General features: G+C 69.3%; 14 protein-coding genes. 7 read left to right on the top strand and 7 right to left on the bottom strand.

Annotated features, from left to right (window positions below; translation table 11 throughout):
* Positions 1–40 precede the first annotated feature (40 nt).
* The 3 genes from ACFVM3_RS27275 (at position 41) to ACFVM3_RS27265 (ending at position 2713) form a co-directional block, all read left to right on the top strand.
* Positions 41–925, top strand: a complete 885-nt coding sequence (locus tag ACFVM3_RS27275; RefSeq protein WP_378442828.1) for an arginase family protein — start codon at positions 41–43, stop codon at positions 923–925.
* Complete coding sequence (locus tag ACFVM3_RS27270; RefSeq protein ID WP_378442827.1) at positions 922–1611, top strand: dienelactone hydrolase family protein; 690 nt, start codon at positions 922–924, stop codon at positions 1609–1611. The genes ACFVM3_RS27275 and ACFVM3_RS27270 overlap by 4 nt, the downstream gene beginning before the upstream one ends.
* A gap of 307 nt (positions 1612–1918) precedes the next feature.
* A complete protein-coding gene (locus tag ACFVM3_RS27265) occupies positions 1919–2713 on the top strand; it encodes a PIG-L family deacetylase (protein WP_378442826.1) in 795 nt (264 codons plus the stop codon).
* Positions 2714–2857: 144 nt separating this feature from the next.
* On the opposite strand, the gene ACFVM3_RS27260 is transcribed toward ACFVM3_RS27265, so the two are convergent.
* Positions 2858–3265 carry a RidA family protein gene (locus tag ACFVM3_RS27260; protein ID WP_233621727.1) on the bottom strand — a complete coding sequence of 136 codons (408 nt, stop codon included), beginning with the start codon at positions 3263–3265 and terminating at the stop codon, positions 2858–2860.
* A gap of 48 nt (positions 3266–3313) precedes the next feature.
* Here ACFVM3_RS27260 and mtnA point away from each other — a divergent pair, with 48 nt between their 5' ends.
* Complete coding sequence (gene mtnA, locus ACFVM3_RS27255; protein ID WP_378442825.1) at positions 3314–4279, top strand: S-methyl-5-thioribose-1-phosphate isomerase; 966 nt, start codon at positions 3314–3316, stop codon at positions 4277–4279.
* Here mtnA and ACFVM3_RS27250 read toward each other — a convergent pair.
* The 4 genes from ACFVM3_RS27250 to ACFVM3_RS27235 all read right to left on the bottom strand — a co-directional run bounded on the left by ACFVM3_RS27250 (position 4251) and on the right by ACFVM3_RS27235 (position 7889).
* Positions 4251–5078 (bottom strand): nuclear transport factor 2 family protein, encoded by an 828-nt coding sequence (locus ACFVM3_RS27250; protein WP_378442824.1) that lies wholly within the window; start codon positions 5076–5078, stop codon positions 4251–4253. The two genes, mtnA and ACFVM3_RS27250, sit on opposite strands and share 29 nt — an antisense overlap.
* Positions 5079–5206: 128 nt before the next feature.
* Positions 5207–6427, bottom strand: a complete 1221-nt coding sequence (locus ACFVM3_RS27245) for a GNAT family N-acetyltransferase (protein ID WP_378442823.1) — start codon at positions 6425–6427, stop codon at positions 5207–5209.
* A gap of 53 nt (positions 6428–6480) precedes the next feature.
* On the bottom strand, positions 6481–6696 hold the full coding sequence (locus ACFVM3_RS27240) for a ferredoxin (RefSeq protein ID WP_378442822.1): 216 nt from the start codon (positions 6694–6696) through the stop codon (positions 6481–6483).
* Positions 6697–6698: 2 nt separating this feature from the next.
* Complete coding sequence (locus ACFVM3_RS27235; RefSeq protein ID WP_378442821.1) at positions 6699–7889, bottom strand: cytochrome P450; 1191 nt, start codon at positions 7887–7889, stop codon at positions 6699–6701.
* A gap of 112 nt (positions 7890–8001) precedes the next feature.
* Here ACFVM3_RS27235 and ACFVM3_RS27230 point away from each other — a divergent pair, with 112 nt between their 5' ends.
* Positions 8002–8568 (top strand): TetR family transcriptional regulator, encoded by a 567-nt coding sequence (locus ACFVM3_RS27230; protein WP_378442820.1) that lies wholly within the window; start codon positions 8002–8004, stop codon positions 8566–8568.
* Between the two features lie 40 nt (positions 8569–8608).
* Positions 8609–9511 carry a phosphotransferase gene (locus tag ACFVM3_RS27225; RefSeq protein WP_378442819.1) on the top strand — a complete coding sequence of 301 codons (903 nt, stop codon included), beginning with the start codon at positions 8609–8611 and terminating at the stop codon, positions 9509–9511.
* Here ACFVM3_RS27225 and ACFVM3_RS27220 read toward each other — a convergent pair.
* Together ACFVM3_RS27220 and ACFVM3_RS27215 are read right to left on the bottom strand one after the other, a co-directional pair.
* Positions 9492–10694: a cytochrome P450 gene (locus ACFVM3_RS27220; protein ID WP_378442818.1), complete on the bottom strand. Its 1203-nt coding sequence runs from the start codon at positions 10692–10694 to the stop codon at positions 9492–9494. The genes ACFVM3_RS27225 and ACFVM3_RS27220 overlap by 20 nt on opposite strands.
* Positions 10695–10772: 78 nt before the next feature.
* The gene (locus tag ACFVM3_RS27215) at positions 10773–11327 is read right to left on the bottom strand and encodes a TetR/AcrR family transcriptional regulator (protein WP_378442817.1); all 555 of its coding nucleotides are present in this window, start codon (positions 11325–11327) and stop codon (positions 10773–10775) included.
* A gap of 51 nt (positions 11328–11378) precedes the next feature.
* Between ACFVM3_RS27215 and ACFVM3_RS27210 the strand changes: the two genes are divergently transcribed.
* Positions 11379–11924 (top strand): hypothetical protein, encoded by a 546-nt coding sequence (locus tag ACFVM3_RS27210; RefSeq protein WP_378442816.1) that lies wholly within the window; start codon positions 11379–11381, stop codon positions 11922–11924.
* Positions 11925–12091: the final 167 nt, after the last annotated feature.

The following is a 12091-nucleotide window of genomic DNA, read 5'->3' as shown; positions in this document are numbered from 1 at the left end:
CGGACGGCGTCGCACCAGGCGTCACTACTACGGTGGGGGCATGGGGAATTTCGTACTGCTCGACGCACCGTCCAATCTCGGACTGCGCCCGCCCGCCGAAGGTGTGGTCCCCGGCTGCTACAAGGCACCTGGCGCGCTGCGCGACCACGGCCTGCTCACCCGTTTGAGCGCAAGGGACGGCGGTGTCGTCACCCCGCCGCGGTATCTGCCCGCTTGGTCGCCCGGCGGCGGTGTGCGCAACGCCGCCGGGATCGCGACCTACACGGCGGCCCTCGCCGGACGGCTGGCGAAGATCCGCGCGGACGGCGGCTTCCCGGTGGTGCTCGGCGGCGACTGTTCGATCGCGCTCGCCGCCATGCTGACTCTGCGTCGCGAAGGCCGCTTCGGCATCGTCTACTTCGACGGGCACGACGACTTCCGGCATCTCGGCAATTCCGATCACGTCGCCAACGTGGGCGGTGAGGCCCTCGCCGTCGTCACCGGGCGCGGCCAGCCGGAGCTGGCCGATGTGGACGGTCTGGGTCCTTACGTCCGCGACGAAGACGTCCTCGTGCTCGGCGTTCGGGCGGAGGAGTCCGCCGAGGCGCGAGAAGCCGGGCTTCGCGTCGTGACGAGCCAGGAGATCATGGCGTCCGGCACCGACGGCGCGCTCGCCGCCGCCCGCGAGATCTTCGCGCCGCTGGACGGTTTCTGGATCCACGTCGACATCGACACGCTCGATCCGGAGTTCGTGTCCGCTGTGGACAGTCCCGATCCCGGCGGGCTCAGCCCGGACAAGCTCGTCGAGCTGCTCCGTGGCCTGCTCGCGATCCCCGGCGCCGCCGGGCTGGAGCTGACCATCTTCGATCCGGACCTCGACCCCGACGGCACACAGGCCGCCGTCGTGGCGGACTGCCTCGTACGCGCACTGGAAGGAACCCGATGACCAAGGTGACCGTCGCCGACGGCTCGTTCGACGCCCCGCTGTGGCTGCCCGAATCCGGCTCCGGCCCGGGTCTCGTGCTGATCCAGGAGATCTTCGGCCTGGACGACTACCTCAAGTCGGTCGCCGCCGACCTGGCCGCCCTCGGCTACGTCGTCGCCGTGCCCGAGCTGTTCTGGCGGATCTCCCCCGGCTGGTCGGCCACGCACGATGAAGCCGGGGTCTCGGCCTCGATGGCCGTCGCCGGCCAACTCGACCCGGCACGCGCCGTCGGTGACGTGCTCGCGACCCTCGCGACGCTGCGCGAGCTGCCCGATACCGATGGCCGCGCGGGCGTCTTCGGCTTCTGCCTCGGCGGCTCGATGGCCTTCGCGGCCGCTGCCGAGGGCGACCCGGACGTCGCGGTTTCTTACTACGGCTCGCGCGTTCCGGAGCAACTTCCGTTGCTGGACGAGATCACCTGCCCGATCCAGTTCCAGTTCGGCGGCGCGGATCCCTACATTCCCGTCGAGGGCGTGCGGAAGCTGGCCGAGGCGGTGGCGTCCCACGACGGAGCGGAGATCCACGTCCACGAGGGCGCGGGGCACGCGTTCCACAACCATGTGGCGCCGATGTTCCACCAGCCGGAGCCCGCCGCGGCCGCTTGGGCGCTGACGCTGGAGTTCCTCGGGCGGACCTTTCCCGCCTGACCTGAGAGATGTCGCGGTGACGTCGTGACCGGGCCGGTGAGGCGGGACTGTGTGGATTTTTGGTCATCCAACGCCCCAAAATCCACACAGTCGCCCGGCCTGAGTGGATCAGCAGCGGCAAAGACCACCGTCGCGGACCGCGATACCGCAGCCGTCGCAATCGTCGATCCCCGCCACCGCCGACCGCCCTTCTCGCCTGTCGTTCGTATGTCGTGAGTCGCGCCGACACGGAAACCCGCACCACAGAGGGTCGGCTGCTTTCGGCGCCCGCCGGAATATGTCGGTGCCTCCCGGTAGTTTCCCCACCATGGCCACATTGGTGAGTTTTCACGCCCACCCCGACGACGAGTGCATCGTCGCGGGTGGCGTCATGCGCAAAGCCTTCGAGGAAGGTCATCGTGTCGTGCTCGTCGTCGCGACCAGGGGGGAGGTCGGCGAGGTGCCGGACGGTTTCCTCGACGACGGAGAGGAGTTGTGGCAGCGCCGCGTGCAGGAGACGCACGCTTCCGCCGAGGTCCTGGGGGCCAAGCGGGTGGAGTTCCTGGGGTACACCGATTCCGGCATGATGGGCGAGCCGCGCAACGACGTGCCCGGCACGTTCTGGCAGGCCGACGTCGAGGAGGCCGCGCAGCGCCTGGCCGCGATCCTGCGCGAGGAGCAGGCCGACATCCTGACCGTCTACGACGACAACGGCGGCTACGGGCATCCGGATCACATCCAGGTACATCGCGTCGGGATGCGCGCGGCCGAGCTGGCAGGCACGCCGCGGGTCTACGAGGCGACCAGCAACAGCGACGAGATGCGCCGCGGCATGGAGGAGGCGGTGCGGACAGGGCAGATGAAGGCGGAGGATCTCCCCGACTTCGAAGACGGTTCCGAGTTCGGCAAGCCGGAAGCGGTACTGACGGCGAGGGTCGACGTCACCGCGTATCTGCCGTACAAGCGTGCCGCGATGCGCGCGCACGCCAGCCAGATCAGTGAGGATTCGTTCTTCCTCGCGATGCCCGACGAGGCTTTCGCGCAGGCGTTCGGCGTCGAGTGGTTCATCCGTGCCGGACAGGGGCCGGGTATCACCGAGACCGACCTGATGGCGGGTCTCTGACCGAGCCGGGCTGGGCCGAAACGGCGATCTCGCGTGATCAGGCGGCGAACTCGCGTGATCAGAGACGTATCTCGTGAGTTCCGTGTCTGATCACGCGAGTTACGCCTTCGGCCCCGGTCACGGAATTCGGCGGCGGCCGCGACGTCAGGCCGTGGCGGCGGTGACGTCGAGCTCGACGAGCTGCCCCGGATACCCGAGCTGCGCGACGCCGAGCAGGGTGCTCGCGGTGGTGAATGCCTCCCCGATCTCCGACTCGACGAACCGGTCCCACACCGCCGAAAGCACGTCGGCGTCCGGCGTGACCACGTAGATCACCGTGCGCACCACGTCGGCGGGGGTCGCCTTGGCGAAGGCGAGCGCGGCGGCGGTGTTCGCGACGACCTGGTCGACCTGGGCGAGCACGTCGCCCTCGACGACCTTGCCGTCTTCGGCGAGCGGGCACTGTCCGGCGAGGTGGATGTCCCGCCGTCCTTCGACGATGGTCACGTGGTGGTAGGTGGGCGTGGGGTGCAGACCGGGCGGATGGTGGCGTTGAATGGTCACGAGCCGCATCCTCACCGAGGCGGTCGCGACGGGACAACCGGATTTCACGGGAGAGCCATGCGCAGGACGATCGACTGGACCGGTGACGCGGTCACGATCATCGACCAGACCGTCCTTCCCGCCGAGTATCGCGTGGTCGAACTGCGAACGGTCGGCGAACTCGTCGACGCAGTCCAGCGGCTGGCGGTGCGCGGGGCACCGGCGCTCGGCGCGGCGGGGGCGCTCGGCGTCGTGCTCGCGGCTCGCGCGGGAGGCGACGTGGAGGCCGAGGCGCACCGCGTCGCCCGGGCCCGGCCGACGGCGGTCAACCTGAGCTGGGGCGTTTCCCGCGCCCTCGCGAAGCTGCCGGAGGGGCCGGAGGCCGTCCTCGCCGAAGCGCTGGCGATCCTCGACGAGGACGAGCGGATCAACCACGAAGCATCCCGGCTGGCGGCCGGAGTGGTGCTCGAACACTGTGGGCGGCGGCCGTTGCGGCTGCTCAGTCACTGCAACGCAGGCCACCTCGCCACGGTCGCCTGGGGCAGCGCGCTCGGCGTCGTCTGGCATCTTCAGGCCCGCGGCCTGGTCGAATCCGTGCTGGTAGACGAGACAAGGCCGCTGCTGCAGGGCGCGCGCCTGACCGCGTGGGAACTGGCCGAAGCCGGTGTCCCGTACCGGATCCAGCCCGACGGCGCGGCCGCCGCCGCGATGGGCCGCGGCCTCGTCGACTGCGTGCTCGTCGGCGCCGACCGGATCGCCGCCAACGGCGACGTCGCCAACAAGATCGGCACCTACGGCCTGGCGATCGCGGCGAAGCACCACGGAGTCCCGTTCGTGGTCGTCGCCCCTTCGTCCACTGTGGACACCGCTATGCCGGACGGCGCCGGGATCGTGATCGAGGAGCGCGATCCCGGCGAAGTCCTGAGTTTCGGTGGCACGAAGGTCGCCCCCGAAGGCGCGGAGGTGTTCAACCCGGCCTTCGACGTGACGCCGTTCGAGCTGGTCACCGCGGTCGTCACCGAGCAGGGGGTGCTGCGCCCGTGATCAGCTTGGTGAACAGAGCGGCCATTTCCGCGTCGTCGTAGCTCAGCGGGAGCGTGTCGAAGTAGTAGCGGAGAACACCGGAGCCGGTGCCCACGACGATGCCGAAGTCGATCGTCCGCCCTTTCGCCCGCACGGTCCCGCGATACTCCCGGAACTCCCCAGCCTCCTGATCGGGCGCCAGCCGGACGTCGGCCATCGCGCCCGAAAGCCTGCCGAGGTAAGCGAGATGGCACCCCGGGTCCGTCACCGGTGCGGTCAGGCCCGGCCCGGTGAAAGCCGGTCCCGGCCGAGGACAGTCGTCACCGACACCGGCGAACAGTTCGCGAAGGCCGTCGTTCTCCAGTGGGCGGAACCATTCCGTCCGATCGTGGTAGCGACGGCCTTGGGTGACCTCGCCGTCCTTGAGCACCACGCGGTAGACGGCCGGGTACCGCACCATGCGGCCGTGGATCACCGCTTCGTTGGCCGCCTCGTAGAAGACGGCGTCGCCGTTCACCACGATCTTCACGGGGGTGAACCGGAACGTCGGGAACGCTTCCAGCAGGGTGCGCAGGCTGTTCTCGATATTCGCCCTGCCTTGGACCGGCGGGGCGCTGCCCGATTCCGCGAGCGTCCCGTCCACGGCGAAAATGGTGCCGTACAACCGAACGCGGGCTTCCCGCTCCTCCGGGGTGTCCGAGCGCATCGCCCCGAATTCGGTCTGTTTGGTGATGAAGGCGCAAGCGGACGGCGATACCACGCCTTCGATCAGGTCTCCGAGCTGCTTCGGCATCGAGCAGCCCTCGGTCGTCTCAGCCACCGCCGTCCCGCTTCCCATCACCGTCGCCCCGAGCAGAACCGCCGCTATACCAAGGAATCTCTTGATTTTTCGCACCTGGCCACCTTGGCAAGAGCGACCACGTGAAGTCGATTACCCGGCAGGTAATGCTAGAAGGATTCGAGACAGGACGGCTCGCGCTCGGTGGCGAAGGCGGCCGTCGCCCGGGAAACCGCGCCGTCGGTCCGCTCCTTGATCCGGCCCGCGGCGGCCAGCGTGCTGGGCCTGGTGCCGCCGAGGAAGATCGCGCCGAGGTCGTCCACGGCCAGCTCCAGGTCCGGCGCGTTCTCCACGCGCGTCACCTCGGCGTTCCCACCGGCATCGGTGACGAGCCGCCAGTTCCCGGTGTTCCAGGGACAGAAGGCGTCGCGGACGCCGAACACCAGATCCACCGGAGCGCCATAGCGCCGGGTGACGAGGCCACGGTCGACGTCGACGAGCCGCAGCCACAAGGAGTCGCCGGCGGACCGGGTCATGGCGCGGGGATTGGCGAGCAGATGGACGAGCGGCTCGTCGAGGGCGGTGAAGGCCTCCACCGTGACGACCAGGTCGTAGTCGAGCAGGAAGCGATACAGCGTCGCGTACGCCTCCGGCGTGGTCGCGACCATTTCCTGCACGGTCAGGATCCCTCGCGGGCCTTCCTCGTTCCAGTCGTTCTTCAGCCGGTAGATCACGTAACCGTCCGGGAGGACGGCGAACTTCAGCGCGGTCGCGCCGTGACGCCGGTACTCCGGGTCGTCGAGAACGAATTCCCAGGCCGACTCGGGCCTGTCGAGCGCGCCGGCCCGTTGTGGCGCTTCCTTTTCGTAAATCGCCTTGATCAGCGGGATCGCCTGTTTCCGGGCGACTTCCCGCACTCGTTCCGCTTCGAGTTCGACGCCGGGCCGGAACGCGGACTTGGCACGCACCTTCGCGCGGTGGAACTGCGCCGCGAGGCCATAACCGAAACGGGGGTAGATGACCGCTTCGGACGCCCACAACGCGGCGATCGGTTCACCGCCGTCCTCGTGCAGGCCGTGCAACTGCGCCCGCATGACCCGGGTGAGCACGCCCCTCCTGCGGTGCCCCGGCGCGACGGCGACCGACGTCACCGCGGCGAGCGGCGTCTGCCCCGCGCCGGGAACGGTGATCTTGCGGGTGAGCAGTTCCCCTGCCCCGATGAGGTCGTCGCCGTCGAAGACACCGTGTGTGCGGTCCGGCTCGAACACCAGCCTTTCGCGGTGTTTCAGGCCTTCCGTCGGGTCGGTCAGGAAGGCGCTCGCGAGCAGTTCGGCGAACGCGGGCAGGTCGTCGGTGGTCAAGGTGCGGAGGGTCAAGCCGTCATCGCTCACCCTGCCGTCCTACGCCTCTTCACCGGCGACCGCCACGCAATAAGGAGCGGTCATCAGGGCCGCGGTCCGATCACCTCACCCTTTTCCGTCACCTCGATGGCCATCGCGGGACACGAATCCGCCGCGTCGAGCACCGTCTCGTCCGGCTCCACCTCATCCGTGACCACCGTCGCCGTGGCACCTTCGAGTGTGAAGACCTCCGGCTTCAGCGCGGCACACATCCCCGAGCCGATGCACGTATCGCCATCGACGTCGACTTTCCAGCTCATGCTCACCATCCGATCGGCATGGAGCGGGGCCCCCGCACCAGCATCTGCGTCTTCCACACGATATCGCCGTCGAGGCGCAGCCCGGGGAGATCTCGCAACAACGCCCGCAGGGCCTCCTGCAGTTCCAGCCTGGCCAGCGGGGCGCCGAGACAATGGTGCACGCCGTGCCCGAAACCGAGGTGGGGATTGGACTCCCTGCCGAATTCGAGGGTTTCCGCCGCCGTGAACTGGAGCGCGTCCCGGTTCGCGGCACCGATCGCGACCATCACGGGCTCGCCTTCCTTCACGAGCACGTCACCTACCTGGATGTCTTCGGTGGCGTAGCGCGCGAACCCGGCTCCGGCACCCAGGGGGATGAACCGCAGCAGTTCCTCGACCGCGGCCGGGATCAGGTCCAGGTCCGCGCGGAGGCGGGCGAGCTGGTCCGGCTGTTCGAGCAGGGCGTAGACGAAGTTGGGGATCTGGCTGGCGGTGGTCTCGTGCCCGGCGATCAGGATGCCGATGCACATGTCGACCAGTTCCAGCTCGCTGAGCCGGTCGCGGACGTCGCGCGCCTCGATCAGCGCGGTCATCAGGTCGTCCTGGGGCTCGGCGCGATGCTGCTCGACGAGCACGTGCATGTACGCCCGCAGCTCGTCCTGGTTGGCCATCATCTCTTCGGTGGTCAGCGGACTGGTCGACAACGCGGCATCGCTCCACACACGGAACTTCGGCCGGTCCTCGACCGGGACCCCGAGCAGCTCGCAGATCACCGCGACCGGGATCGGCAGCGCGTAGTCCTCGACCAGGTCGGCGGGCTGCCCCTTGGCCTTCATGTCCTCGATCAGCCCTGCCGCCAGATCGGCGACGCGCGGCCGCAGCAGTTCGACGCGGCGCATGGTGAACGCCTTCGCGACCAGCGTGCGCAGCCGGGTGTGATCCGGCGGGTCCATGCTCAGGATGCCGCCGGGCCGCCTGCCCGGCGCCATCCGCGGCTCGTCCCGTTCCGTCGCCATCGCACGGGAGAAGCGCCGGTCGCCCAGCACGAACCGCGCGTCGGCGTACCGGGTGGCGAGCCACGCCGGCTCACCGTGCGGAAGACGCACCCGGAGCATGCCCTTGGCGGCGCGGGCCGCCGCGTACGCCTCGTTGAGTTCGAGGCCGGCGTCTTCGTTGAAGGGATAGGCGACGAATTCGGTGTCTGTGGTGGTCATTTGTCCGGAAACCCCCCGGCTCGGCGGTTTGTAAGCAACTGCTTACAACGCTAACCATGATCACGGTGAGCGTCAATGCGCCTACCGTGCGACGTCCGGCTAGCCTTTGGCGATGACGGAAGAACCGCAGGTCCGCAGGCGCGACGCGGCCGCGACCAGGGCGGCCCTGCTCGACGCGGCGGCGGCTCTCTTCGCCGAGCGCGGTTTCGACCGGACGACCGTGCGCGACATCGCGAAACTCGCCGGAGCCAACCAGGCCCTGCTGTTCCGCTACTTCGGTTCGAAGGACGCGCTGTTCGAGGAGGTCCTGGCGCGCGGCGGACGCGAGCAGATCGCCACCACCCCGCCGGACGAACTGCTCGGCACGGCGTTGCGCAGCATGCTGGAGGCCGACACCGGCCGCGACCGCACCCTCGACGCGTACCTGCGCTCGACGGGGCACGACAGCGCCGCGGCCGCGGTCCGGCGGCAGCTCGGCGAGGAGTACGCGAAGGTGCTCGCCACGCTGACCGACGCCGAAGACGCGGAACTGCGGGCGGACCTGATCCTCGCCTGGCTGCTCGGGATCGGCCTGGTCCGCGACATCACCGGCAAGGAACCGCTGGCCAGCGCGGATCCCGACGACGTCTGCCGTCTGGTGCTCGGCGCGGCGCGGACGCTGTTGGAGCGCAGCGGGTAATTCCGTCGCCGTCCCCGGCGCGCTGCTCTACGGTCGTGCCGTGATCCCGTTCCCGCCCGCCGGCACCGAAGCCGAGTTCGACGCGCTGACCAGGCAGGACCTTATTCCGGCGGTGACCTCGCTGGGCTTCGGCGAAGTCGTCCCGTTCACCGAGGGCTCGCTCCCGGTGTACGCCGTCGGCGAAGATCTGGTGCTCAAGCTGTTCCCGCCGGTGCATCGCGACGAGCTTCCCACTGAGCGGACGATGCTCGAAGTCCTGCACGGGAAACTGCCGATCCCGACCCCCGCCGTGCACGACGTCGGCGAACGGGACGGCTGGGGCTACGTGCTCATGGAGCGCCTGCGTGGCGAAACGCTGAAGGACGCCTGGCCGAAACTGTCCACAGAGGACAAGCAGCGGCTCGCTCCCGAACTCGGCGAGGCGCTGGCCGCCCTGCATTCACTGCACGACCCGCGGCTCGACGTCCTCGGTCCGCCGGACTGGGCCACGTTCGTCGTCCAGCAGTGTGCGAACGTCGTCGAGCATCACCGGCGGACCGGGCTCGGCGAAAGCTGGATCACGCAGATCCCGGCCTTCCTCGGCTCCGTCGACCTGGGCAGCCCGCCCGTCGTCCCGCTGCACACCGAATTCATGCGCGACCATCTCATGGTCGTCCATGACGGCGAACGCCCGAGGCTGACCGGGCTCTTCGATTTCGAACCGGCGATGCGGGGCGCGGCCGAGTACGACTTCGTCGCCGTCGGCCTGTTCGTTTCGGGCGGCGACAAGGATTTCCTGCGCCGGTTGCTGGCCGGATACGGCGTCGAGCCGGACGAGGAATTCTCCCGGCGTTGCCTGGCCTACGCGCTTTTGCACGTCTACAGCAACTTCACCTGGTACCTCAGTGTCCTTCCGGCGCCGGAGGAGCCGACGCTGGAGAGCCTCAGCCGGGCTTGGTGGTAGCCCAGGTCACCGGCACGGCTTCCGGGCCGCGGATCGAGAGCGGCGGACGCCAGACGATGTCCGAAGCGGGAACCGCGAGATCCAGTCCCGGCAGTCCGTCGAGCAGGGTCCGGAACGCGATGTCCCCTTCCAGCCGGGCGAGTGCCGCGCCGAGACAGAAGTGGAGGCCGTGCCCGAAGCCGAGCTGCGGCGCGTTCCGGCGCCGGATGTCGAACCGCGACGCCCCAGGGAAGGCGGCTTCGTCGCGGTTCGCGGCGCCGGTATGCGCCAGCACCGCCTCACCGCGCCGGACCAGGCCCGCGCTCAGCTCGACGTCCTCCAGCGCGACCCGGAGCAGCGACGCGTCGGCGGGGCCGTCGAACCGCATGATCTCTTCGACGGCCCCTTCGGTCAGGCTCGGATCCGAGCGCAGCGCGGCGAGCTGATCCGGGTTGCCCGCCAGCAGCACGATCCCGGTCGCGATGAGGCTGACCGTGGTCTCGTGCCCGGCGAGCAGGAGCTGGGTGGCCAGATCGATCAACTCGGCCTCGGTGAGCCGATCGCCGTCCTCGTCGCGGGCGTGCACGAGGACGCTCAGCAGGTCCTCCCCCGGCGTCGCCCGCTTGACTGCGACGAGCGCCGCCATGTCGTCCGCCCCGTCACGCCGGGCCTGCGCCACCTCCGCCGGGGTGTGCGCCATGGGCGTGACGATCACGCGTGACCATTGGCGAAACCGTTCCCTGCCTTCGTAAGGGACGCCGAGGATTTCGCACATGACCGCGGTGGGCAGTGGAAAGGCGAACATCTCCACCAGATCCACCGGCGGACCGTGGTCGGCCATCGCCCGCAGCAGCGTGTCGGCGATCTCCTGGATCCGCGGCCGCAGCCCGGCGATCCGGCGGACGGTGAAGGCCTGCGCCGTCAGCTTCCGCAGGCGCGTGTGGTCCGGCGGGTCCATGTTCAGGATGCTGTGCTCGCCGGTGGAGAAGTCGCCGGGTTCGATGAGGCACGGCGCGCCCGGCGCGAGCAGGTTCCGGGAGAACCGCGTGTCCGAGAAGATCAGGCGGACGTCTTCGTACCGGGTCACCAGCCAGCCTTCGCAGCCGCTGGGGAAGACGACCCTGGACATCGGCGGATGGTCGGCGTAGATCGCGCCCATCGGGGTCGCGGGGTCGTCCTTCGCCGCGGGATAGGTGGCTGTCATGGAGCATGATGATGAGCGGCGGGCGGCGCGGCAGGAAGGATCCGGCCGGTCACCCGCCCGAAGAGCCGAAGATCCTTATCACCGGGTGATAATCCCGCGCAGGAACTCCAGGTAGCCCGGCCGTTCCGTCGCGGGCAGCAGCGTTCCGCCACTCGCCCGCTGGGCCTGGATCAACCCGATGAAAGCCGTGTACGCCAGCAAGCCGCGATGCCGGGCCTCGGTTTCCGGGCGGCCCATTTCCCGGAAGCACCGGACGATGAAGTCGACGCGTCGCGCGGTGACCTCGGCGAGGAGCGGGCCGATCACCGGGTCGCCGGCGTGGGCGAGCAGCGCCAGCTCGGCCCGCTCGTCGTCCTTGGCCCCGAAGACGAGCGCGAAGAGCTCACGCAGCCTTCGCTCCGGATCCGAGATGCCGTCCAGCAGGGTGATCAACGCCTCGGTGTCCCGTTCGGCCCACCGGCGCACGGCGGCTTCGACCAGGGCGCCCCGATTCGCGAAATGCCAGTAGAAGCTGCCTTTCGTCGTCCCGAGCTTCGCCGCGATGGGCTCGACGGCGATCGCGGCGACCCCGCCCTCGCACAACGCTTCGAGCGCCGCGTCCGCCCAATCCTCACGCGCGAGCTTCCGTTTCACGCCCCGTACGCTACCGTATGGAAAACCATACGGCACCGTACGGAGGCGGACATGCCCTTCGGATCACCCGCGAACTGGGGCGCGACCCCGGAAGAACGCCGCCGCGCGCAGCCGGCGGACACCCTGCTCGACGGCCCTGTCGCCCGCTTCGACCGCGCGGTCACCGTGCACGCGCCCGCCGCGCTCGCCTACCGCTGGCTCTGCCAGATCTCGGTCGCGCCCTACAGCTACGACCTGCTCGACAACCTGGGCCGCCGCAGCCCGGCCACCCTCACCCCCGGCGCCGACGAACTCGCTCCCGGCGACACGCTGATCGTGTTCGAGCTGACCGAGGTCGACCACGGGCACAGCCTCACCGGGCGGACATTCGCCAAGTCGGAGAACCTGTTCGGCCCGGTGGCCGCCACTTACTCGGTCGAACCGATCGACGAGCGGTCGTGCCGCATGCTGTGCCGCATCGTCGTGACGTCGAAGGGATTCCGTGGTCGTGTCAAGGAGTTCCTGCTCGGCTGGGGTGACCTGGTCATGATGCGGAAACAGCTGCTGACGTTGAAGAAGTACGCCGAACGGGACGCGCGCCTCGGTCACGTCTCGTGAGTGGCGAGGAGGTCGGCCGGGTGCCGAAGGTGGTGTCGCGAAAGCCACTTTCGGGACACCAAACGTCGCGAAAGTGGCTTTCGCGACATGCTCGCCGGTCCCTGGGCCGGTCGCCGACTCCGGGCCTCCGCCGACGTTGCGAAAGCCACTTTCGCAACGTTGAAGGT

Origin of the sequence: Amycolatopsis sp. NPDC057786 (assembly GCF_042797905.1) — a bacterium.
GTDB lineage: Bacteria > Actinomycetota > Actinomycetes > Mycobacteriales > Pseudonocardiaceae > Amycolatopsis.
This window is presented reverse-complemented; position numbering and strand designations above follow the sequence as displayed.

What these genes read in the sequence shown, in the direction of transcription:
- ACFVM3_RS27210 (WP_378442816.1), top strand. Translation starts at nt 11,379, where the DNA reads ATGCCCTTCGGATCACCCGCGAACTGGGGCGCGACCCCGGAAGAACGC.
- ACFVM3_RS27275 (WP_378442828.1), top strand. Translation starts at nt 41, where the DNA reads ATGGGGAATTTCGTACTGCTCGACGCACCGTCCAATCTCGGACTGCGC.
- ACFVM3_RS27235 (WP_378442821.1), bottom strand. Translation starts at nt 7,889, where the DNA reads ATGACCACCACAGACACCGAATTCGTCGCCTATCCCTTCAACGAAGAC.
- ACFVM3_RS27260 (WP_233621727.1), bottom strand. Translation starts at nt 3,265, where the DNA reads ATGCGGCTCGTGACCATTCAACGCCACCATCCGCCCGGTCTGCACCCC.
- mtnA (WP_378442825.1), top strand. Translation starts at nt 3,314, where the DNA reads ATGCGCAGGACGATCGACTGGACCGGTGACGCGGTCACGATCATCGAC.
- ACFVM3_RS27220 (WP_378442818.1), bottom strand. Translation starts at nt 10,694, where the DNA reads ATGACAGCCACCTATCCCGCGGCGAAGGACGACCCCGCGACCCCGATG.
- ACFVM3_RS27230 (WP_378442820.1), top strand. Translation starts at nt 8,002, where the DNA reads ATGACGGAAGAACCGCAGGTCCGCAGGCGCGACGCGGCCGCGACCAGG.
- ACFVM3_RS27240 (WP_378442822.1), bottom strand. Translation starts at nt 6,696, where the DNA reads ATGAGCTGGAAAGTCGACGTCGATGGCGATACGTGCATCGGCTCGGGG.
- ACFVM3_RS27270 (WP_378442827.1), top strand. Translation starts at nt 922, where the DNA reads ATGACCAAGGTGACCGTCGCCGACGGCTCGTTCGACGCCCCGCTGTGG.
- ACFVM3_RS27265 (WP_378442826.1), top strand. Translation starts at nt 1,919, where the DNA reads ATGGCCACATTGGTGAGTTTTCACGCCCACCCCGACGACGAGTGCATC.